At 39.9% G+C, this 16,431-nt stretch carries 17 protein-coding genes and 1 tRNA gene; 13 read left to right on the top strand and 5 right to left on the bottom strand.

What is annotated here, in order from left to right; translation table 11 throughout:
• Positions 1 to 67 precede the first annotated feature (67 nt).
• The 8 genes from NCI00_RS05585 to NCI00_RS05620 all read left to right on the top strand — a co-directional run bounded on the left by NCI00_RS05585 (position 68) and on the right by NCI00_RS05620 (position 7,109).
• The gene (locus NCI00_RS05585; RefSeq protein ID WP_253525871.1) at positions 68 to 1,618 is read left to right on the top strand and encodes a S10 family peptidase; all 1,551 of its coding nucleotides are present in this window, start codon (positions 68 to 70) and stop codon (positions 1,616 to 1,618) included.
• A 176-nt stretch (positions 1,619 to 1,794) separates the two neighbouring features.
• Complete coding sequence (locus tag NCI00_RS05590) at positions 1,795 to 3,093, top strand: serine hydrolase domain-containing protein (protein WP_253525873.1); 1,299 nt, start codon at positions 1,795 to 1,797, stop codon at positions 3,091 to 3,093.
• A 138-nt stretch (positions 3,094 to 3,231) separates the two neighbouring features.
• On the top strand, positions 3,232 to 4,347 hold the full coding sequence (locus tag NCI00_RS05595) for a redoxin domain-containing protein (RefSeq protein WP_253525876.1): 1,116 nt from the start codon (positions 3,232 to 3,234) through the stop codon (positions 4,345 to 4,347).
• Positions 4,348 to 4,839: 492 nt separating this feature from the next.
• Positions 4,840 to 5,175, top strand: a complete 336-nt coding sequence (locus tag NCI00_RS05600; protein WP_253525878.1) for a hypothetical protein — start codon at positions 4,840 to 4,842, stop codon at positions 5,173 to 5,175.
• Positions 5,176 to 5,607: 432 nt separating this feature from the next.
• The gene (locus NCI00_RS05605; RefSeq protein ID WP_253525880.1) at positions 5,608 to 6,168 is read left to right on the top strand and encodes a helix-turn-helix domain-containing protein; all 561 of its coding nucleotides are present in this window, start codon (positions 5,608 to 5,610) and stop codon (positions 6,166 to 6,168) included.
• Positions 6,169 to 6,266: 98 nt separating this feature from the next.
• Entirely contained in the window at positions 6,267 to 6,491 is a 225-nt protein-coding gene (locus NCI00_RS05610) for a hypothetical protein (RefSeq protein WP_114067607.1), read from the top strand.
• Positions 6,492 to 6,580: 89 nt separating this feature from the next.
• Positions 6,581 to 6,928: a cupin domain-containing protein gene (locus NCI00_RS05615; RefSeq protein WP_253525882.1), complete on the top strand. Its 348-nt coding sequence runs from the start codon at positions 6,581 to 6,583 to the stop codon at positions 6,926 to 6,928.
• A gap of 31 nt (positions 6,929 to 6,959) precedes the next feature.
• Positions 6,960 to 7,109 (top strand): DUF1003 domain-containing protein, encoded by a 150-nt coding sequence (locus NCI00_RS05620; RefSeq protein ID WP_253525884.1) that lies wholly within the window; start codon positions 6,960 to 6,962, stop codon positions 7,107 to 7,109.
• Positions 7,110 to 7,173: 64 nt separating this feature from the next.
• Here NCI00_RS05620 and NCI00_RS05625 read toward each other — a convergent pair whose 3' ends face one another.
• From NCI00_RS05625 to NCI00_RS05640, 4 genes are all read right to left on the bottom strand, one after another.
• Complete coding sequence (locus NCI00_RS05625) at positions 7,174 to 7,956, bottom strand: class I SAM-dependent methyltransferase (RefSeq protein WP_166556810.1); 783 nt, start codon at positions 7,954 to 7,956, stop codon at positions 7,174 to 7,176.
• 2 nt (positions 7,957 to 7,958) lie between these two features.
• Positions 7,959 to 8,882: a glycosyltransferase family 2 protein gene (locus NCI00_RS05630; protein ID WP_253525886.1), complete on the bottom strand. Its 924-nt coding sequence runs from the start codon at positions 8,880 to 8,882 to the stop codon at positions 7,959 to 7,961.
• Positions 8,876 to 10,024 carry a DegT/DnrJ/EryC1/StrS family aminotransferase gene (locus NCI00_RS05635; protein ID WP_253525888.1) on the bottom strand — a complete coding sequence of 383 codons (1,149 nt, stop codon included), beginning with the start codon at positions 10,022 to 10,024 and terminating at the stop codon, positions 8,876 to 8,878. Before NCI00_RS05635 ends, NCI00_RS05630 begins: the two co-directional genes overlap by 7 nt.
• 822 nt (positions 10,025 to 10,846) lie before the next feature.
• Positions 10,847 to 10,918: transfer RNA gene (locus tag NCI00_RS05640), tRNA-Arg, on the bottom strand.
• A 191-nt stretch (positions 10,919 to 11,109) separates the two neighbouring features.
• Here NCI00_RS05640 and NCI00_RS05645 point away from each other — a divergent pair.
• The 5 genes from NCI00_RS05645 (at position 11,110) to NCI00_RS05665 (ending at position 14,520) form a co-directional block, all read left to right on the top strand.
• The gene (locus tag NCI00_RS05645; RefSeq protein ID WP_253525890.1) at positions 11,110 to 11,415 is read left to right on the top strand and encodes a transposase; all 306 of its coding nucleotides are present in this window, start codon (positions 11,110 to 11,112) and stop codon (positions 11,413 to 11,415) included.
• On the top strand, positions 11,415 to 11,846 hold the full coding sequence (locus NCI00_RS05650; RefSeq protein WP_253525892.1) for an IS3 family transposase: 432 nt from the start codon (positions 11,415 to 11,417) through the stop codon (positions 11,844 to 11,846). The genes NCI00_RS05645 and NCI00_RS05650 overlap by 1 nt, the downstream gene beginning before the upstream one ends.
• A complete protein-coding gene (locus NCI00_RS05655; protein ID WP_253525894.1) occupies positions 11,815 to 12,258 on the top strand; it encodes a DDE-type integrase/transposase/recombinase in 444 nt (147 codons plus the stop codon). Before NCI00_RS05650 ends, NCI00_RS05655 begins: the two co-directional genes overlap by 32 nt.
• Before the next feature lie 449 nt (positions 12,259 to 12,707).
• Positions 12,708 to 13,568 carry a DNA-methyltransferase gene (locus NCI00_RS05660; RefSeq protein WP_253525897.1) on the top strand — a complete coding sequence of 287 codons (861 nt, stop codon included), beginning with the start codon at positions 12,708 to 12,710 and terminating at the stop codon, positions 13,566 to 13,568.
• Complete coding sequence (locus tag NCI00_RS05665; RefSeq protein WP_253525899.1) at positions 13,558 to 14,520, top strand: XcyI family restriction endonuclease; 963 nt, start codon at positions 13,558 to 13,560, stop codon at positions 14,518 to 14,520. Before NCI00_RS05660 ends, NCI00_RS05665 begins: the two co-directional genes overlap by 11 nt.
• 170 nt (positions 14,521 to 14,690) lie before the next feature.
• On the opposite strand, the gene NCI00_RS05670 is transcribed toward NCI00_RS05665, so the two are convergent.
• Positions 14,691 to 16,310: a hypothetical protein gene (locus NCI00_RS05670; protein WP_253525901.1), complete on the bottom strand. Its 1,620-nt coding sequence runs from the start codon at positions 16,308 to 16,310 to the stop codon at positions 14,691 to 14,693.
• Positions 16,311 to 16,431: the final 121 nt, after the last annotated feature.

The following is a 16,431-nucleotide window of genomic DNA, read 5'->3' on the forward strand; positions in this document are numbered from 1 at the left end:
TCCAAACCGTTCCATTTTATAACACCTTATTTCCACTGAAAAATTCACTTCAAAACTAAATTCCTGTATGAAAAACCCGTTACTCCTGGCCATTGTTTTCTCTGGCAGCTGTATTCTTACTAACGCCCAACAACGCCCTTCGGCCCCGGCTCCCACCAATACTACAGCCACAGCCCCTGCCAAAGAAGAAAAATCATCTAATAACCTTACGTTCAACCCCGATTCTTTCGTGGCCACCGACCACGAGACGACCATCAAGGGCCAAAAAATTCCTTACCGAGCCACCACTGGCACCATGCCCGTGTGGGACGAAGACGGCAAAGCCATTGCGGGTTTGTTTTATACCTTCTACGAAAGGTCTGACGTCAAAGACCGCACCACGCGTCCTTTGGTCATTTCGTTCAATGGCGGCCCCGGTTCAGCGGCCGTTTGGATGCACATTGCGTACACTGGCCCGAGATTGCTTAATATCGACGATGAAGGCTACCCCGTCCAACCTTACGGCATCAAAGAAAACCCTTATTCTATTCTGGATGTGGCAGATATTGTATTCGTAAACCCGGTCAACACTGGTTATTCACGGCCTACGAGCAAAGACGTTCCCGGCTCAAAATTCTTTGGCGTTCGTGCCGACATTAAGTATCTCGCCGAATGGATTGGGACTTTCGTAACCCGCAACAACCGCTGGGCATCGCCCAAATACCTCATCGGCGAAAGCTACGGCACCACGCGCGTATCTGGGTTGGCACTCGAACTCCAAAGCTCGCAATGGATGTACCTCAACGGGGTGATTCTGGTCTCTCCTACCACGCTCGGCATCGAACGCGGCGAGGTGTCAGAATCCGCACTGCGGCTGCCGTATTATGCCGCTACCGCTTGGTACCACAAAGCATTGAGTCCTGATTTGCAGCAAAAAGATTTGACCGACATGCTGCCCGAAGTGGAAAACTTCACCATCAATGAGTTGCTTCCAGCCATTAGCAAAGGTGGATTTTTGGAAGATGCCAAACGAAAAGAGATTGCCGCCAAAATGGCGCGGTATTCGGGCATTTCCGAAAAAGTGATTTTACAGAGTAATTTTGACGTACCCACGAGTTATTTCTGGAAAGAACTATTGCGCGACAAAGGATTTACCGTTGGCCGGTTGGACTCACGTTATAAAGGAATCGACCGGCAAGATGTGGGCGATAGACCAGATTTTAATTCGGAGCTGACGTCGTGGCTACATTCCTTCACGCCCGCTATCAACATCTATTTACGCAATGAGTTGAATTACAAAACGGACTTGAAATACTACATGTTTGGCCCCGTGAATCCGTGGGACCGCAGCGGCGACCAATCGGCCGAAAACCTGCGTCAGGCTATGGCTCAAAATCCATACCTGCACGTGATGGTACAATCGGGCTATTATGACGGGGCTTGCGATTACTTCAACGCCAAGTATAATATGTGGCAAATGGACCCAAGCGGCAAACTTAAAGACCGCATGAGCTGGAAAGGCTACCGCAGCGGCCACATGATGTACCTCCGCAAGGAAGACCTTCAAACGGGCAACGAAGACATTCGTCAGTTTATCAAACAATCTTTGCCTAAACCGGGGCAACCCGCTAAGTATTAGTAAATATTTGTAGGGGCAGGCTTCACGTCTGCCCCCCACGATGTCACAAAAGAGGCGTGAAACACACGCCTCTTTTGTTTTGCATAGTTATCCACACTACGCCTACTTTTATCCACATAATCAGTAAAATTTGGCCGCTAATTGCTTGATAGTGTTGTAACTATCCAGTATTCACTATGAAGTCCCCTTTACTCTTTCTTCCTTTTCTTTTTATTGGTTTTGCGCAGGCCACTGCTCAAACAAAATCCATCAAAAACTCGCCCACCTTGGGCGATGCAGCCCCCGAAACCGTGGGTATATCCGCAGAGCGCCTCAGCCGTATGGATGGTGTTTTGCAAAATGCCGTCACGCAAGGAGCGGTGCCAGGCGTGGCTGCGATTGTGGTTCGCAACGGCAAGATTGTTTACCATAAAGCCTTCGGCATGGCCGACAATGAATCCAACCGTTCGCTTAAGCGCGACGATATTTTTCGAATCGCTTCCATGACCAAAGCCATCACTTCTACCGCCGTGATGATGCTCTGGGAAGAAGGGAAATTTCAATTGGACGACCCGATTTCCAAATACATTCCTGAATTTAAGAATCAGACGGTGCTGAAAAGTTTTAAGTTTTTGGATAGTACCTACACCACCGAACCCGTCAAGTCTGAAATCACGATTCGTCATTTGCTGACCCACACCTCTGGGCTTGGCTACGGCGTCATTGACGGCGATGAGCGGTTCAGGGCCATGTATCACAAAGCAGGTATCGTAGATTTGTTTACGACCCAACCCGTCAAAATCGGCGACAACATCAAGAAACTCGCAAAACTGCCTTTGCACCATCATCCAGGTGAAAAATACGTTTACTCAGAAGGTTTAGACGTGCTGGGGTATTTTATCGAAATCATGTCGGGAATGCCTTTTGATGAGTTTTTGCGCAAAAGATTGTTTGACCCATTGGGCATGAATGACACCTATTTTTATTTGCCAGAAGCCAAAGCATCTCGTTTAGTGTCTATTCAAAAACCCCAAAATGGCCAATGGGTGAGGTATCCAAACACATTTTACGACACCGAATACCCCGTCAAAGGCGCGAAGGCTTTCTTTTCGGGTGGGGCAGGATTATCGAGTACCGCCAAAGATTACGCGACTTTTTTGCTGATGTATCTCAACGGTGGCGAAGTGAGTGGCAAACGTTTTTTAAGTCGTAAAACCATCGAAACCATTCTCAGCAATCAGGTAGGCGAACTATTGGGCGGCGACAAAGCCAACTCTTCTTACGGATTGGCGTTTGGATTGCTAAACAAAGCGGGGGCTGAAAAAGGAGCTAAAGGCAGCGAAGGCACCTTTGAATGGGGCGGATATTTCAATACCAACTATTTTGCGGACCCCAAAGAAAAAATCATTGGTGTAATCATGAAACAAACCCAAAGCAGCGGTGATAATCTCAATAATCTGTTTCGGCAAATCATTTACCAATCCATTGATGATTAATCGTTGACGAATAGTGCCGAAGAGAGGTCTGGTGTAAAATTCAAGGTTAGTCACTCTAACATCATACCTCTTGCGTCTGACTTCTATCTTCAGCAATGAGCAAATCTTGTAAATCAATCAGTAAACCCAAAAAATGCGATGAAAACGACATTCTTTTTTCTTTTATCAGTCGTATGGGCTACGCTGAGCGCGTATGCCATCGACCCAAAAACGCTGGAGATTGGCGCGCAAGCTCCCGATTTTAAGCTCCCGGGCACCGACGGAAAAACGTACAGTTTGGCGAGTTTCAGCAAGGCGAAAGTGCTGGTTGTTGTTTTTACTTGCAATCATTGCCCTACCGCACAAGCCTACGAAGACCGCATTATTCGCCTCACCAACGACTATAAAGCCCAAGGTGTACAAGTGGTAGCTATCTCCACCAACGACCCGTCGGCGGTGCGTTTGGACGAGCTGGGGTACACCGATTTGAGCGACACATTTGAAGAGATGAAGATTCGGTACAAAGACAAAAAATTTAATTTCCCTTACCTCTACGACGGTGCTACGCAGATTACATCCTTAGCCTACGGCGCCGTGGCTACTCCTCACGTTTTCATTTTTGACCAAAATCGTAAGCTACAATACACGGGTCGTTTTGACGACGTGGAGAAACCCACCGAAACCCCCAAGGTCAATAATGCCCGCGACGCCGTGGAAGCCTTACTCGCCGGAAAGCCCGTGGCAGTCCCTAAAACCAAATCATTTGGCTGCTCCGTCAAATGGAAAGAAAAATCGGATTGGATTGAACGGGGCAAAGCGGAATGGGCCAAAGAAGAAGTAAAACTCGAAACCATCAACCCCGACGGGCTACGTAAACTATTAAAAAACGACACCGACAAACTCCGCGTCATCAACGTTTGGGCCACTTGGTGCGGGCCTTGTGTGGTAGAATTTCCTGAGTTTGTGACCATGAACCGCATGTACCGAGGGCGCGATTTTGAGTTTGTCAGCATCACCACCGACAAACCCGCCCAACGCGAAAAAGCCCTAAAATTCCTCAAAGCCAAACAAGCCTCCAACCTTAATTATATTTTGGACGGCATGGACGTGTATCAATTTATCGAAATCGTTGACCCAAAATGGCAAGGAGCCTTGCCTTATACCCTCATCATTGAGCCTGGCGGCAAAGTTATTTATACCAAACAGGGAGCAATCAATGCCCTCGAAGTCCGAAAGAAGATTGTAGAAAGCCCGACGATAGGGCGATTTTATTGAATAAAGAAACAAAAACCCCAACGCCCAATACGTTGGGGTTTTTGTTTGTAGGGTATTTTTTGAAAACCCACAAACAAAATATTCTTCAAATAATTATACTTTAGGAGTTTGTCATAAACGCATTAAAAGAAACTTTTTATCCAAAAAAAATGTCTATACACTTGGATAACAAAACATTTATTTTATATTTGTAATACAAATCTACTCAGAATTTAGAAAGCAAATCTTTCTTTTATACATATCTACCTCTTTTGCCCATCTTTTGATAGAACGGCAAATCACCCACTAAAGCACTAATCAGAGGCAGATACCATCTCTAAGTTTTATCCAACTTCTCAGCTTTGCCGTTAGGCGTTGATTCTCATTTCAATTAACATTTAAGGCTCGCTGAGCACTCATTCATTCAACTAAAAACCGCCTTCAAAACAGGCATCCTACTTCAAACAACTCACCGTTGGGTTGTTGTACACTTCATTTAAAATTTCCACTGACATGAACCGTTTTTCAGTTTTATATACGCTCAAAAAGCACCACCAGCATCTTACTTTCAACACCCGTGCCGAGGCCGAAGACGCCCTAAAAAAACTCTCCCGCCACCGCCGAGGAGTTCCGATTGGTATTTATGATGCCAAGACCGAATTGTTTTTTTGGGAACCTAACCGCCAAAAAAAATACAGCCAACTGAGTTTTAGTGAGCAGGCCCAAGAAGACAATGCCATGATTGCGATTGTTCAGAATTTACGCTTGCAGGCAGAGATTGCTTCCAATGAAAACCAGATGGATTTGGACATTATGCTGCGGCCTATGCCTCGCCTAGTTCATTCCTAAATCGCAGCCCTCCGAAAAATGTAATCAAAGAAACATTAGCTCAGATATTTCAAAGGCCTCGCCACCCTCCAACCGCTTAGCGGCAGCTGATTGTCAGCTGTCGCTAAGCGGTATACCCAGAAATCCATTTCTATGGTGAGTGGGTTAAAAGCCACCCAAAGAAAGATTTAGGCAAATCAGGTTGGATTATTTTTTTATTCTCGGTGAATTAACTACATTGATTAAACGTTAACTAACATTACGCTTAAACCCTTCATTTCTCGGCTTAACGCTGTTTGACCTCTAAAAACGTGGGCTTTCTACTGGCTTCGCGGGTCATTTATTGTTTCAGAGATGCATTTTCTTGATAATCAAAGACGATTCCACTGCGCTTAAAACCAGCATAAGCGCAGTGATTTTGCCAATACTCGGGCTGTTTATCTATTTAAATGTATGAAACTATATATCAAGTACATGGTCAGCCTGCGATGCAAGATGATGGTGAAAGAAGAGCTAAAAAAACTAGGCGTACGGTACGTGACGGTAGACTTGGGGATGGTGGATATTTTGGGGGAAATTTCCTCACTACAACGCGAGAAACTCAAAATCAACCTTCTAAAATCGGGGCTAGAATTGCTCGACGACCGAAAAAGCATCCTGATTGAAAAGATAAAAATTGTGATTACGGAAATGATTCATTATTCTGATGAATTACCCAAAGTAAATTATTCTGATTATATCAGCGAAAAAATGGGTTATGATTATACCTACCTTTCCAATATTTTCTCCGAAGTGAAAGGCATTACGCTCCAGCAATTTATCATTATTCATAAAATTGAGCGGGTCAAAGAACTGCTGCTATACGATGAACTCAATCTCACCGAGATTGCTTATAAACTTCATTACAGCAGCGTAGCGCACCTCTCCAACCAGTTTAAGAAGGTTACTGGCCTTTCACCTTCTTTTTACAAACAACTGAAACAGAGGCGTAAAGACAATTTAGAGAACATGTGATTTGTGTAAGATTGGAACATACATCTATAACGCTTCAGCCTTAAATTTTCCTGACCTTTGTTATGTGACAATCCAATCACTTCATTAAACCGAACACCATGGCCACACCACAAACAAAAGACGCGGAAACATTTAAAATCACTGGAAATTGGGATTCAATGGCACGACTGCTAAAAGATAAATTTGCCCAGCTTACCGACGCCGACCTGAAATTTGAGCCAGGCAAAGAAAGCGAACTGATTAAACGAGTAGAACTTCGATTGAATAAAAAACGCGAAGAGGTCATTAACATCATCAAAAAAGGGCAAACGGAGAAGGCATAAATCTTACCCATCGAAAGCGGGCTAGCCGTCTTAAACGAATCCTTAAAATACCGCTTTTTTCTTCGGTTTCATCTCAACATCAGTTACAATTGGAAAATTCAGAAGTGGAAAAATCGAGGGTATTTATCATACTTGAAATCATCGAATATGTCCCTAATTCCATTGTCATCAAAACCATTCTAAAAAAAACCACGGGTAATGTAAGTGTTGTTTCATTTGATTCTGGAGAGGCATTGGCGGAAAAGATTTCGCCTTTCGATACCTTCATTCAGGTGATTGACGGGAAAGCAGAAGTAATCATTGATGGCACCTCTCATTTGCTGGCTACGGGTCAGTCCATCATCGTACCTGCCCACACCCGCAATACCATCAAGGCAAGCGAACGTTTTAAAATGATTTCGACCATCATCAAAAGCGGATACGAAGACTTCGTTTAGGGGGCATTTTTTAGTAGATTAATTTCCTTTTATGGATAACAAAGAAGTAGAACGGCTGGATTGTGTTCAAGTCCGTAGCTATCGGATTTATAAATTTGCCCCCTATCCTTTTATTTTGATGAACCTCATTTTATCGCGCATTGCGGCCTTGCGAGCCACAGTAAAGCAGCCGATTCACTAGCCAAGGTCAATCGTTATCACCCTATTTTAACTACCGACTTAGCCAGAATGGGTATTTAAGGCGTTTACTCTTTTCTGAAAGTAATGCACAAATGTTTGTGGAGCAGCACCGTTTGATTGGTATTAAGCAAGTGCTGCTCCCGAAGAATCTTCTTTTCCTGTGGGTTAGTAGTCTTACCAGATAGTTTTTGAGATGTCAAAAACGAACGTAAATGTAGGAATAAGCCCAAGAATAAATACCAAACCAATGAGCTGATACTTAATTGATTGGGATATACTTTCTGAAAACGCAAACCTGCCAAACCCGCCATAGACCGCAGCCGCTGTACATTGCAGAGGTATACCCGGCCGTTGTAAAGGTGCGCATCATCATAGCCAATGACTTCGGCTTCGTTCGACAAAAACATGTCACTCCGCTCAGCTTCCACCAAAAGGTTAGCCATGCGCCCACTCAGACTGCTATTGTTAGGTTTTGTAATAATCAGCAGCCCGTTGGGTTTAAGAATGCGGGCGATTTCTTGCAACAGAAATGTTTGATTAGGAATGTGCTCAATGGTTTCCATCAACAACACATAATCGGCCGAATTTGACTCGATAGGCAATGTTTTGTCCAAATCGATAGGCGAACAAATCAACGAATCGCTCTTGAGAATATCAGGATGCTTATCAAAAGGCTTGACCTTTGCCCCTGCATTATGCCACAGATTTGCCACATATCCCGAGCCCGCAGATACATCTATCACCCGCTTATCGCGTACGTCGTGCTCAGCAAGATAACGGTGGATAAACTCTAAGGCATTGCCTTTGGAATGCGGCACATGCTTGATTTGCTCTTTGTAATTGGACATAGTTATCGGGAAATATCAATAGGACGGGTTTTGAATTTAACCTTCCATCGATCAATTTGTTTTTTAAGTTTTAGCGTAAATGTCTCGTCGGGATCGGGCAGCGTACCTAAAAACTTGGGCCCAATTTTGAGGTAATTTTTAAAAAATGTATTGCTACTCAAGCCCCATTTTAAGATAAACTCGGTTCGTCCGTCGTTGCGTTTGACCCGCCCCGTGCTTCTGCTCGCAAAATGGTACACCCGGCTTTTACCGATTCCTTTGTAAAAGCGGACACCATAATGCCACAATTTAATCATAAAATCGGGGTCGCTGTACATTCCCGGAAAAAACTCTATGCTCAAGCCCCCCACGGCCCGGTACACAAACGTTGGCAAGACCATAGGATACCATTGGCTGCCGTTCCAGTCTTCTTTCGGATAGCTGGCGTATTCCGACAAAAATTTTGCTTCATCAAATTCTGACGGATGTGTACCGTAATTTTTGTCGGCAATTACGCAGGCGTTTCCTTTATCAAAGCCTTCAATCATGGTTCCGCTGATGCACCATTTATCGTCTTTCTTCTTTTTTATTTCTTCCAACAGAAAGAAGTCCCAATCGGGACATAAATACATATCATCGTCAATAAAAACCAGATAATCGGCTACGGCCAAATGAGAGGCCGCATTGAAGCCATAGCATACTCCGGAGTTCTGACTGCTTTTGGTATAGCCAATGTCTCCCTGCGCTAAAACCCAGTCTTCAGAACCATCTTTTCCTTCGTTGACATGCACAATAATTTGGTGCTTATATCGGCTGTTTTTTCTAATACTATTTACCGCACACTTCAAGTAATCGAGATTATTCCAAGAGGGAATAAGTATTGAAAAAACGGGAGAATACGCCAAAGACACTTTTTTGTACGTGAACTCCATAGCATTCTTTACCATCCTTTTCGGAGAATATAGGCGATATATTCAACGTCTTCTTCGGTCACTTTGGCGTGAAGCGGCAACACCAAATAGCGGTCTTCAATAGCGTCCATTTTGGGGAACTGCCCTGGAGTTCGGCCTCCAAAAATGGTATATTTATCATTGCGATAATGCACCTGACCAGATTCTATCCCGTGTTCACGCAGGTATTTCACCAGATTTTCACGGTTGTCAACCTCGGCGGTCAACAACCAAGCGGCGTGCTCACGGTCGGTGTATTCGCTTCCGATGACCCGTATCCCTTTAATATCTTTCAATAAATTGCAATACAAACGGTATAATTTTTGGCGGTGCGCCAAATGCTCATCAAACTCCTCAAGAGACGCCAACCCGAGACTCGCAGCAATATCGGTCATCTGATATTTATAACCCACCTCCACGATGTCGTTTTCCCAAATACCTTTTTGTTTGCTGCTGCGGTCAATACCGAACCAACGCAAACGTTTGGCTTTTTCCACCAATGACTTATCTTTCACCACCAACATGCCCCCATCGCCCGTTGTGATGTGCTTGATAGCCTGAAACGAAAACATCGTAAAATCGCTTTGACTACCAATGTACTCACCTTTGTATTTTGCTCCTACGGCATGGGCGGCGTCTTCTATGATGGCAATATTGTGTTTTGCTCCCAAGGCCCAAAGTTCGTCCATATCGCAGGGTAGTCCGCCGTAGTGCACGCAAACAATGGCTTTGGTTTTTGGAGTAATAAGACGCGCTACATGGTTGACGTCAATATTGAGGTTTTCGTCAACATCAGCAAAGACGATTTTTACCCCCATGTAGAGAAACGGAATATTGGTGGCAGTGCAAGTAAAAACCGGTGCAATCACCTCATCGCCGGCCTGTAAACCCGCCAGCAGGTACGATAAATGCAGCGCATCAGTACCCGACCCTACCGCTAAACTCTTGCAAGGAGCCGTGAATTTTTCTTCAAAGCGGTTTTCAAATTCTTCTACCCTAGGCCCTTGCCCAATCCATCGAGTATTCAGAACCTCGGTCACATTTAAGGCCGCTTTAGCGGGAATGTTTGGATGGAATAATACAATACCGTCTCCTGTATCCATCACAGGAAACTCATTCATAGGTTTTTCAGTAATCATAAAGATAGGTTTTTCAAGTTAGGCTTTAGAGAGGAACGACTATGGAATACGGGCAATTTATTATTTCAAAGCATAAAGGGTTAGATAGATAAAATCATCCATTCCATAGACAAAATTAGTCATTACATAGACAAAAAAACAATAGTGATTACAAATCTACTATAAATAGTGTCCGTTTTTATATTGATATAAAAATTTTTAATTGGACTTTAACACCACAAATCAATAATACTTAGCATTCCGAATTATTCTCGTTAAGCGGCTATATAATTTGAAACTAGCTCTTCGCAAAAATTACATTTTTTATGTTCTTTTGCCCCAAATAATATAGCAGAACGCATTGTAAACTAGGTAGTTTAAATATCTGATAGAGAAGAATATTCTACCATTCGACGCAAGAATATGTCAGCAACTTTGGGAAGAATTGTGTTATCGGGCAGAAGGTAATGAGTTAACTAAAAATCAAAAGTCCCCCCCCCTTCATAGGAAGTGATTAAGAAGCACTTTGAAAAAAGTTAGTAACTCTAACAGGAATCGAAGGTAGGCAGGGCTTAATCTATTGGACGTTTTAGGATAATTTTGAAAAAACTAAACAGCTTCTCATAAAAGTCGAACGCGACTCCGACCATAGCAAGCACCTAGGAAACACTTTGAAAGAAAACATTGTGACTCCGACGGGAATCGAAGTCGAACGCGACTCCGACCATACCAAGCGTTCAGGAAACACTTTGGAAGAAAACATTGTGACTCCGACGGGAATCGAAGTCGAACGCGACTCCGACCATACCAAGCGTTCAGGAAACACTTTGGAAGAAAACATTGTGACTCCGACGGGAATCGAACCCATATCAAGCGTTTAGGAAACGCTTATTACACAATTAAAATATAACAGCCTAATAATCAAACACATAAAAAATACAACTGCAACGAATATTACTTTTTAGAAGGAGTTATTGCAAGTTTTATTGCAGTATGAAGGGTTGTAAATCTGTCCGTTTTAACCTTTAATAACAGTTATATTGATACTTTCCAGCCCGGTAAAAGTTTGGACATTAAGCTAAGGGAATCTCTTAACTTGTAGTCCAATGATCAAACACCGCAGGCATTGGAGTGAAAGCGACAAAAAAGCCATCCTCCAATATTATCAAGAACACGGAGCATCCTCTGCCGCCCGTCAATTTGAGGTTTCGACCTCTATGATTTACCGATGGGCATCTGAATCCTCATCAGCCTTAGTAAAAGAGGTTGAGACTAGTATTTCAAGCAAAGAATATCATCGTCTTTTACGCGAAAATCAGGCACTTAAAGAACTGGTAGCCGAGAAGGAACTTGAAATTCGTATAAAAGATGCCCTGTTAAAAAAAACTTCCCCTCTCAACAAGAGCGGTTGATGGTGGCACAGGAATTCATTGAAACCCACTTTCCCAAGAATAAAGTGTTGGCTCTATGCTACATTGCTCGAAGTAGCTATTACTACCGACCTTCTGAAGGAAAACAGGGGCGTAAGCCTTATGCAAAAGTAGTTGATAAGAACGGTCAAATGATTGAAAATGAGATTATTGTTGGATATATCCATGAACTTTTTAATCACCCTTTTGTTGATTATGGTTATTATAAAACTTATATCTACTTACGCAGAAAAAAACAATTGAATCTCAGCAAACATTTGGTTTATCGGCTCATGAAAAGCCATCAATTGCTTAGAAATCAATATGTTAATAGTTCAAAAAAATCTAAACGAAACTGGGTTAAAGATTTGTTACCACAGGTGGAAATCGCATTCTGCTACCTTGAATTTGACCGCGGCGGCGGACCGCATTAAATTTGTATGGGTTGCAGGACAAAGCAGAAATATGCAGGTTTTGACCGTTTTAGATGTTTATTCCCGTTGGAATATCGGCCATTACATTAGCTATTCCATTAAATATCAAGATGTTATCAGCCTATTTGAAAGAATATTTGAACACATGATAATTCCTGAAAAAAAGTATGTACGATGCGATAACGGGGCTCAATTCATTGCTGAAATGGTCCAAAGGTATTTCAAAGATAAACAGATCGTTCAGGAATTTACAAAACCTGCCACGCCTCAGCAGAACAGCCATATTGAATCGTATCATTCCATTATGGAAAGCGCTGTGTGTCAGAAATTTGAGTTTAGTAATATAAGCGACGCAAAAAAAACAATGAATCAATTCCGTGATTTCTATAATCGCTTCGGCGCTCCGATTTGAAAGAATTCATAGTGGAATCAATTTTCAGAGTCCTGCCGAGTTCCTTCTTCAAAAAGGAATCGACATAAAAAATAGTCCCATTAACCGAGTTCCCATTCTCTAAAATAAGGGACGGTTTTTTGTCCAGTTTTTATCGGTCAGCACAGATACCTCTCATTAATCGACGAAAAGTCTCTGATGTACTTCCATTAATCCGAAAGTTTGTGTTAGTAGATCACTAGCATAAAGCAAGATAAAATGCATAGATTTATTGCCGATTAAATTGGCAAAACTTCCAAACTCTCTACTTTAAATCGGCCGATTTTTATAGATTAATCCATTTGTAATCTTTTGATAACAAAATAGTTATATTGTTAAGTGAGCAGAAAACAACCCATACTTTAGTATTTATATTAAAGGGTTGTATATTTACACAATCCATCGAGAGTAAAAAACTTAAATAAATGGAAATGGTTAAACAACTAAATAAAGCAAAAATTGAATCATTGGATAATAGATGGACGGATTCAAGTATTATACTTGGCGATACGAGAGAAATAGTTCATACACTACCGGATAATTTTTATTCAAGTATCATTACAAGTCCACCATATTGGGGGAAAAGAGACTATGGCTATAGTGGCCAAATTGGTGCAGAAGAGGATTTAAATGATTATATAACGCATTTAGTCTTAATATTCAGAACTTTACGGGATAAAATAAAGAAAGATGGAACCCTATGGCTTAATATAGGTGACTCATATACAAGTGGTAATAGGACTTGGAGATCTGGCGATAAAAGAAATCCCGCCAGAGGAATGTCATATAGACCAGCAACTCCAGTTGGGCTAAAACCTAAGGACTTAATAGGCATTCCATGGCGGCTTGCATTAGCTCTACAAGAGGACGGGTGGTATTTAAGATCAGATATTATTTGGTACAAACCAAATTGTCAGCCAGAATCCGTCAAAGATCGGCCTACTCAATCCCATGAATATATTTTTATGTTTTCAAAGAATAAAAATTACTATTATGATTCTGAAAGCATGAAGGAACCCGCTGCAGAAAAAGGCAAAACCAGAAGCAGAAGGTCTGTATGGCAAGTAAATACTGAACCTTTGAAAGAAGCCCATTTTGCCACTTTCCCAGAAGAGTTAATTAAACCTATAATACAAGCAACTTCAAAAGAAGGGGAATTTATTTTGGACCCATTCTTTGGAGCTGGAACTGTTGGAGTAGTATGCAAAAAGCTTAATCGTAATTATCATGGGATTGAATTAAAAGAAGAGTATATTCAAATTTCAGAAAGGAGAATAAAAAATGTTAAGTAAGTCTTTTCCAGTTTTATCTCCAGAATTACAAATTGGGTTTCACTACAGGCTTAAAAATATCAAAGACCTTTACTTTCATGAAGCTTTAAGAAAAGCAGTTCAGAATTTACAAATTAGTAGTATAGATGCTGAGCTTAATGAATATGTTCCTACCGATAGTTTACAAAAACTTGCATCATTTTCAATAAGAGGAGAAGCAATTTTTCCTGTACCAATTTTATTAAAAGAAAACCCATTTTTATTGGGCTATTACAGATTACTCCTTGGTTTCTCTCAAAAAGAATTTTATTCAAAGGGGCCTTTTGGAATATTTAAGTTAATGGAGGAAAAGGGGAAATTATCGCCTAAATCTTCACAATTACTCAACGGGCTTTGTGTAAGCTTGATAGCATCTGCTGCTGAATTTGTTGTTCAATTTGAAGAATTTAATTTATTGATAATATCTGAATTACAAATTTTAACAGTTGGTCCTCAATTAAGAGGTTCTATCAATAATGAATATGGGCAAATTGCAACTCAAAAAACATTTGGCATAATTAAAGATTTGGTAAGTAAATATATACTATCGTCTACACCAACATCTATTAAAATTAAAAACGATTCTGGAAGAATAGTAACTATTAAATTCTCCTCCGATCCAGACATTGAAATTATTGAAGAACTCCAAAGTGGTTCACGAGGGCTTATATCAATTGAAATAAAAGGAGGGAAAGACATTTCCAATATTCATAATCGAATTGGTGAAGCGGAAAAAAGTCATCAAAAAGCTCGTCAGAGGGGTTATTTTGAGTTCATGACAATAATTAGCGTTGACATAGACTATATTGCTTTAAAATCCGAATCACCAACAACTAGTCATTTTTTCAACCTTTTTAAAATATCAGATAAGAACTCTTTTGAATATCAAAGATTTAAAGATATTATTTCTTCAATAATAAGTGTTAACATCTGAGTTTCTAGATATAAGAATACTCACTATGTATTATTAAATATAAGTTAATTTTACAAAATTTAAATGTTTAATAGTCAACATACTGAAAGTATCCCTGTAAACAGGCAGTTTAAAATTAGATAATTTTCATTAATTTTGAACTGTGTGTTATACAGGGATACTTTCAAACATCAAATATCAATTATTATAACTGTACCATTACGTGAAAAATCAATATTCAATTTATTAAGGTCAAATTCCCATAATTCCGTGTCGTTCACAAGGGTATATATCTTTTCATTAAGAAAAACGCCTTGTGAAATAGATTTCGGTAGCCCTCCCGGAAACCAGTCTTCATAAACAAGAGAAAACTCAATAGTATTATTAAGATATTTAAGATCTATAATGAATTGATTAGATATTAATAAATAAGCACCATCTTTTCTTGTTACACAAGGAATGAGCCCATATGAAAAGGAAGGAACATACGTACCTAGGTCTACAGTAGAAACGCTAATATATAGATAGTTGACATTGACTTTGCCATTACTTTCAACATTAAAAATACTAAAATCATTATAAATACCTGGATCAAAAGAATCAGTTAAAAAACTTTGCCCAAATTTAAAACCTATTTTGTATTCTCTAATTTCTTCAGGATATAAGCTTAGAATAGGTGATTTGATATCATTGTTGATTGAATATACATAAGAATAATTAGAAATCTTTGAAGCAGATAGATATGGTTGTAAATCTTCAAAAGAAGACGGGTATTTCAGTTCTAAAAATACTTTATTCATATGATAGAAATAAAGATTTGAATTATAGGAAATGCTATCTTTATACTGCATAAACATTAACTTAAACTCATTTGATTCAGAAAGAAATGAACAATAAGTCTGAATTGAATTCTTAAATTTGGTTCCAGTTAACAAGGACTTTACTCTATATTTTTTATCTGTCAGATTTATATCAATAATTTCTAAGTTATAATTCCCCTCATTAACCATAGCTCCTTCTGTCTTTACAGCAAGCACTAAACTATTGGATATTTTACTATATTCTACTTCATTAATAGAAAATACTTCAACAGAATCACTAGTAATTGGACTTTTCCTGATTTTTGTAGACATGTCAAAAGTAGTAGTCCAATTGTTTTTTAAATTATCATAAGTAGATACGATTAACTTTGAATTACTAATATAGGCACAGGACAGAATACCATCTCTAGAAAAAAGTTTAATACTTCTCTGGTTATTAGTAGGTCCTTTTAAATTATCCCAAGGTGTAATCTGAATACGCATATAATCTTTAGAAGTATAGGTACTACTCAAATTACCATTATTAAATATTTCAGACTCGTTATTTTTATTGTAGGCAAAAGGAACAACATAAAAGTAAGCACCTTTACTTTTATCAAAGTTGATTAGATTGGATGAAATAATTTTTTTACCATCCTGAGTTGCCGAAGTCTGTGTAGCTTTTAAGATTTGATAGGCTCCTTTTACTTCTCTAGCTCTTATAAAATCTGAAACAACTAAACTATCGTAAGAATAAAAAACTCCAAAATCAAGCAAATTATCAGAGGTTTTAAATCTGACTTTATAGCCTGCTGTAATTGAATCATTAGAAAAAGGAGAAGAGTTATTCGGGTCCTTCTCACGTACAATTATTGGTTTGAGTGTTTCATCTAATTCGACTGGGTAGTAAATAGATTTGGTTTTGATTTCAAATGGATCTTTACAGCTACTTAACCAGAAGCAACAAAATGCTAAACCAATGACAAAAAAAATGAACCTTAAGTTTTTCATTTAAGAGTAAATACCAATCAGTATAGTTTTTAGTACCTTTTCAAATAATTATTTTTTTAGCCAAACTTACAAGATAATAATTTCTTTAAATCAAAACGCTTATTAATTAAAAATGAGTATA

Origin of the sequence: Runella salmonicolor, from assembly GCF_024158025.1 — a bacterium.
Lineage (GTDB): Bacteria > Bacteroidota > Bacteroidia > Cytophagales > Spirosomataceae > Runella > Runella salmonicolor.

Coding starts and splice junctions, on each gene's coding strand:
- NCI00_RS05620 (WP_253525884.1), top strand. CDS start 6,960: ATGGATAACAAAGAAGTAGAACGGCTGGATTGTGTTCAAGTCCGTAGC.
- NCI00_RS05625 (WP_166556810.1), bottom strand. CDS start 7,956: ATGTCCAATTACAAAGAGCAAATCAAGCATGTGCCGCATTCCAAAGGC.
- NCI00_RS05660 (WP_253525897.1), top strand. CDS start 12,708: ATGGTTAAACAACTAAATAAAGCAAAAATTGAATCATTGGATAATAGA.
- NCI00_RS05645 (WP_253525890.1), top strand. CDS start 11,110: ATGATCAAACACCGCAGGCATTGGAGTGAAAGCGACAAAAAAGCCATC.
- NCI00_RS05600 (WP_253525878.1), top strand. CDS start 4,840: ATGAACCGTTTTTCAGTTTTATATACGCTCAAAAAGCACCACCAGCAT.
- NCI00_RS05650 (WP_253525892.1), top strand. CDS start 11,415: ATGGTGGCACAGGAATTCATTGAAACCCACTTTCCCAAGAATAAAGTG.
- NCI00_RS05635 (WP_253525888.1), bottom strand. CDS start 10,024: ATGATTACTGAAAAACCTATGAATGAGTTTCCTGTGATGGATACAGGA.
- NCI00_RS05595 (WP_253525876.1), top strand. CDS start 3,232: ATGAAAACGACATTCTTTTTTCTTTTATCAGTCGTATGGGCTACGCTG.
- NCI00_RS05610 (WP_114067607.1), top strand. CDS start 6,267: ATGGCCACACCACAAACAAAAGACGCGGAAACATTTAAAATCACTGGA.
- NCI00_RS05605 (WP_253525880.1), top strand. CDS start 5,608: ATGAAACTATATATCAAGTACATGGTCAGCCTGCGATGCAAGATGATG.
- NCI00_RS05590 (WP_253525873.1), top strand. CDS start 1,795: ATGAAGTCCCCTTTACTCTTTCTTCCTTTTCTTTTTATTGGTTTTGCG.
- NCI00_RS05585 (WP_253525871.1), top strand. CDS start 68: ATGAAAAACCCGTTACTCCTGGCCATTGTTTTCTCTGGCAGCTGTATT.
- NCI00_RS05670 (WP_253525901.1), bottom strand. CDS start 16,310: ATGAAAAACTTAAGGTTCATTTTTTTTGTCATTGGTTTAGCATTTTGT.
- NCI00_RS05630 (WP_253525886.1), bottom strand. CDS start 8,882: ATGGTAAAGAATGCTATGGAGTTCACGTACAAAAAAGTGTCTTTGGCG.
- NCI00_RS05665 (WP_253525899.1), top strand. CDS start 13,558: ATGTTAAGTAAGTCTTTTCCAGTTTTATCTCCAGAATTACAAATTGGG.